We start from the raw sequence: 3,340 nt of genomic DNA on the forward strand, positions 1-3,340 counted from the left end.
CGCCGGGCGAACGGAGGTTAGCGGATCGCATCATAGCGCTCCCACAGATCGTCCCCCACGGGCTCGGCGGACACCCGCCGGAACTTGGGCGCGTCGGCCAGCTTTGCAAGGGCCAGGGCAGCGACGCAGGGCCGCCCGTCACCGCCCAGAAGGATCGGCGCGCGGAACCACTCGAGCCGGTCGACCAGACCGGCGCCAAGGAACGAGGCCGCAACCTGGCCGCCGCCCTCGATGAGGACGGAGGCGCAGCCTCGGCGGGCGAGCGCTTCCAGCGCCGGGGCAGGAGCGGGGCGACCGTCGGGGGCCTCGACGCGTTCGACCTCGGCGGTCCCTACCGGCCGGGGCTCGGCGGCGGTCAGGATCATCGTGCCGGGGTTGGCCAGTCGGGCGGTGGCGGGCGTCCGCAGGCGACTGTCCAGCACGACGCGCAGGGGCTGCCGAATCTCATCGGACCTTGGGAGGCGCACAGTCAACTCGGGATCGTCGGCGAGGACCGTCTCCACCCCCACCATGACGGCGTCATGCCCCGCCCGCAGCCGATGCCCCTCGACCCTAGCCGCCTCGCCCGTGATCCATTTGCTCTCGCCCGAGCCGGTCGCAATGCGTCCGTCGAGGGACGTCGCCAGCTTCAGGGTGACACGCATCAGTTCTCGTCCAGACCCTCGTCGCCCAGGAATTTGGCGAAATCGCCGGTGTGCCTGAAGTCCTTGTAGACCGAGGCGTAGCGGACGTAGGCGACCTCATCGACCGACTTGAGCGCCTTCATGATGAAGTCGCCGACGGTCGAGGACGGAATCTCTGTCTCGCCCAGGCTTTCCAGCTGGCGGGTGATGCGGCTGACCAGCTGTTCGACCTGCTCCGCCTGAACCGGACGCTTGCGCAACGCGACGTTCAGCGACCGCTCCAGCTTGTCGCGGTCGAAGGGCGTGCGGCGGCCGTTGCGCTTGAGGATCATCAGCTCGCGCAGCTGGACGCGCTCGAAGGTGGTGAACCGCCCGCTGCACTGCGGGCAGGACCGCCGGCGCCGGATCGCCGCGCCGTCGTCCGACGGGCGGCTGTCCTTCACCTGGGTGTCCTGATTTCCGCAGAAGGGGCATTTCATCAGGGGCTTATCCGTAGATCGGGAAGCGGCGCGTGAGGTCACGCACCTCGCCGGCGACCCGCTCCGACACGCCGGCGTCGGCCTCGTCGCCGCCCTTCATGGAGTCGATGACGTCCGCGATCCAGTGGCCGACCTGCTGGAACTCCGCCACGCCGAAGCCGCGGGTGGTGCCGGCCGGCGTGCCCAGCCGGACGCCCGAGGTAATGGTGAAGGGCGCGGTGTCGAACGGCACCCCATTCTTGTTGCAGGTCATCAGGGCGTGCTCGAGCGCCGCCTCGGTGGCCTTGCCGGTGACGCCCTTCGGCCGCAGATCAACCAGCATCAGGTGGCTGTCCGTGCCGCCGGAGACGATGGCGCAGCCCCGTTCCACCAGCACCGCGGCCAAGGCGCGGGCGTTGTCAACCACCTGTTGAGCGTAGAGTTTGAACTCGGGCTTGAGGGCCTCGCCGAAGGCCACGGCCTTGGCGGCGATGACGTGCTCCAGCGGCCCGCCCTGCAGCCCCGGGAAGACGGCCGAGTTGATCTTCTTGCCCAGCTCGAGGTCGTTCGACAGCACCATGCCGCCGCGCGGTCCGCGCAGGGTCTTGTGCGTGGTGGTGGTGACGACGTGGGCGTGCGGCAGCGGGTCGGGATAGACGCCGCCGGCGATCAGCCCCGCGTAGTGGGCCATGTCGACCATCAGATACGCCCCGACGCTGTCTGCGATCTCGCGAAAGCGGGCGAAGTCGATGTGACGGCTGTAGGCGCTGGCGCCGGCCAGGATCAGCTTGGGCTTTTCCTGCTCCGCCATCTGGGCGACGTGGTCGTAGTCGATCAGGCAATCGCCCTCGCGCACCTTGTACGTCACCGGCCGGAACCACTTGCCCGACTGGTTGGCGGGGGAGCCGTGCGTCAGGTGGCCGCCGGCGGCCAGATCCATGCCGAGGAAGGTGTCGCCCGGCGTCAGCAGGGCCTGAAACACCGCCTGGTTGGCCTGGGCGCCCGAGTGCGGCTGGACGTTGGCGAAGGCGCAGCCGAACAGCTGTTTGGCCCGGTCGCGGGCGAGGCTCTCGGTGACGTCGACATATTCGCAGCCGCCGTAATAGCGCCGCCCCGGATACCCCTCGGCGTATTTATTGGTCAGGACCGAGCCCTGCGCCTCCAGCACCGCCTTCGAGACGATGTTCTCGGACGCGATCAGCTCGATCTGCTCCTGCTGGCGGCGCAGTTCGCCCTGGATGCCGCCGAAGATGTCGGGATCGGCCTCTGCCAGGGTCTTCGAGAAATAGGCGTCGTGGGTGAAGGCGGTCACTGCGGTCTCCGTGTATGCGAGATCATTAGTCCCCCGACCGGGCCGCCACAACATCTGGTAGGTCAGCGCGACGCCAGCGCCCGCTTCAGCTTGCCGAGGGCGATGCGCTTCAGGCCTTCCGGCTCGGCGGCCGGACCGAGGGCGGACACCTCGACCCCTGTGGCCACATGGATCGCCGAACACTTCAGATAGGCGCCGTTGCGGGTCAGCTCGAAGATGACCTCGCCGATGTCGTCAGGCGACGGCAGGGAGGCGCGCCACATTGCAGTGGGTCCACAGCCGGTCCATGGCGCGAACGAGGTCGTCCATCATGGCGTCGGTGTGGTTCGGCGACGGCGTGAACCGCAGCCGCTCGGTGCCCTTTGGCACGGTGGGGTAGTTGATCGGCTGGACATAGACGCCGTGGTCTTCCAGCAGCATGTCCGAGATCATCTTGGCGTGCACAGGGTCGCCGACGAAGACCGGCACGATGTGACTGACCGACTCCATCACCGGGATGCCGGCGGCGGCGAAGCGGGCCTTCAGGGTCGCGGCGCGCTCCTGATGGGCCTGGCGCAGTTCCGGATGGGCCTTCAGATGGCGCACCGAGGCAAGCGCCCCGGCGGTCAGGGCCGGTGGCAGACTGGTGGTGAAGATGAAGCCCGAAGCCCAGCTGCGCACCGCGTCGACGATCACCGCGTCGGCGGCGATATAGCCGCCCATGACGCCGATGGCCTTGCCGAGGGTGCATTCGACGATGTCGATGCCGTCCAGCACGCCGTCGCGCTCGGCCACGCCCGCGCCGGTCGCGCCGTAGAGGCCGACCGCGTGGACCTCGTCGAGGTAGGTCATCGCGCCGTATTGCTTCGCCAGGGCGATGGTGCCGGCCAGGTCGGCGATGTCGCCGTCCATCGAATAGACGCTCTCGAAGGCGATCAGCTTGGGCGCGTTGGCGGGCGCGTCCTTCA

General features: G+C 68.7%; 5 protein-coding genes. All 5 read right to left on the reverse strand.

The window, feature by feature from the left end:
• Positions 1 to 17 precede the first annotated feature (17 nt).
• Positions 18 to 644 carry a RibD family protein gene (locus tag VGB60_RS06740; RefSeq protein WP_331037498.1) on the reverse strand — a complete coding sequence of 209 codons (627 nt, stop codon included), beginning with the start codon at positions 642 to 644 and terminating at the stop codon, positions 18 to 20.
• Positions 644 to 1,102 carry a transcriptional regulator NrdR gene (gene nrdR, locus VGB60_RS06745; RefSeq protein WP_331037499.1) on the reverse strand — a complete coding sequence of 153 codons (459 nt, stop codon included), beginning with the start codon at positions 1,100 to 1,102 and terminating at the stop codon, positions 644 to 646. The genes VGB60_RS06740 and nrdR overlap by 1 nt, the downstream gene beginning before the upstream one ends.
• A 7-nt stretch (positions 1,103 to 1,109) precedes the next feature.
• The gene (glyA, locus tag VGB60_RS06750) at positions 1,110 to 2,393 is read right to left on the reverse strand and encodes a serine hydroxymethyltransferase (protein ID WP_331037500.1); all 1,284 of its coding nucleotides are present in this window, start codon (positions 2,391 to 2,393) and stop codon (positions 1,110 to 1,112) included.
• Between the two features lie 62 nt (positions 2,394 to 2,455).
• On the reverse strand, positions 2,456 to 2,656 hold the full coding sequence (locus VGB60_RS06755; RefSeq protein WP_331037501.1) for a DUF6898 family protein: 201 nt from the start codon (positions 2,654 to 2,656) through the stop codon (positions 2,456 to 2,458).
• A partial coding sequence (gene hemA, locus VGB60_RS06760) for a 5-aminolevulinate synthase (protein WP_331037502.1) occupies positions 2,628 to 3,340 on the reverse strand: 713 nt, incomplete at its 5' end. The genes hemA and VGB60_RS06755, both read right to left, overlap by 29 nt.

The organism is Brevundimonas sp. (assembly GCF_036399195.1).
Lineage (GTDB): Bacteria > Pseudomonadota > Alphaproteobacteria > Caulobacterales > Caulobacteraceae > Brevundimonas.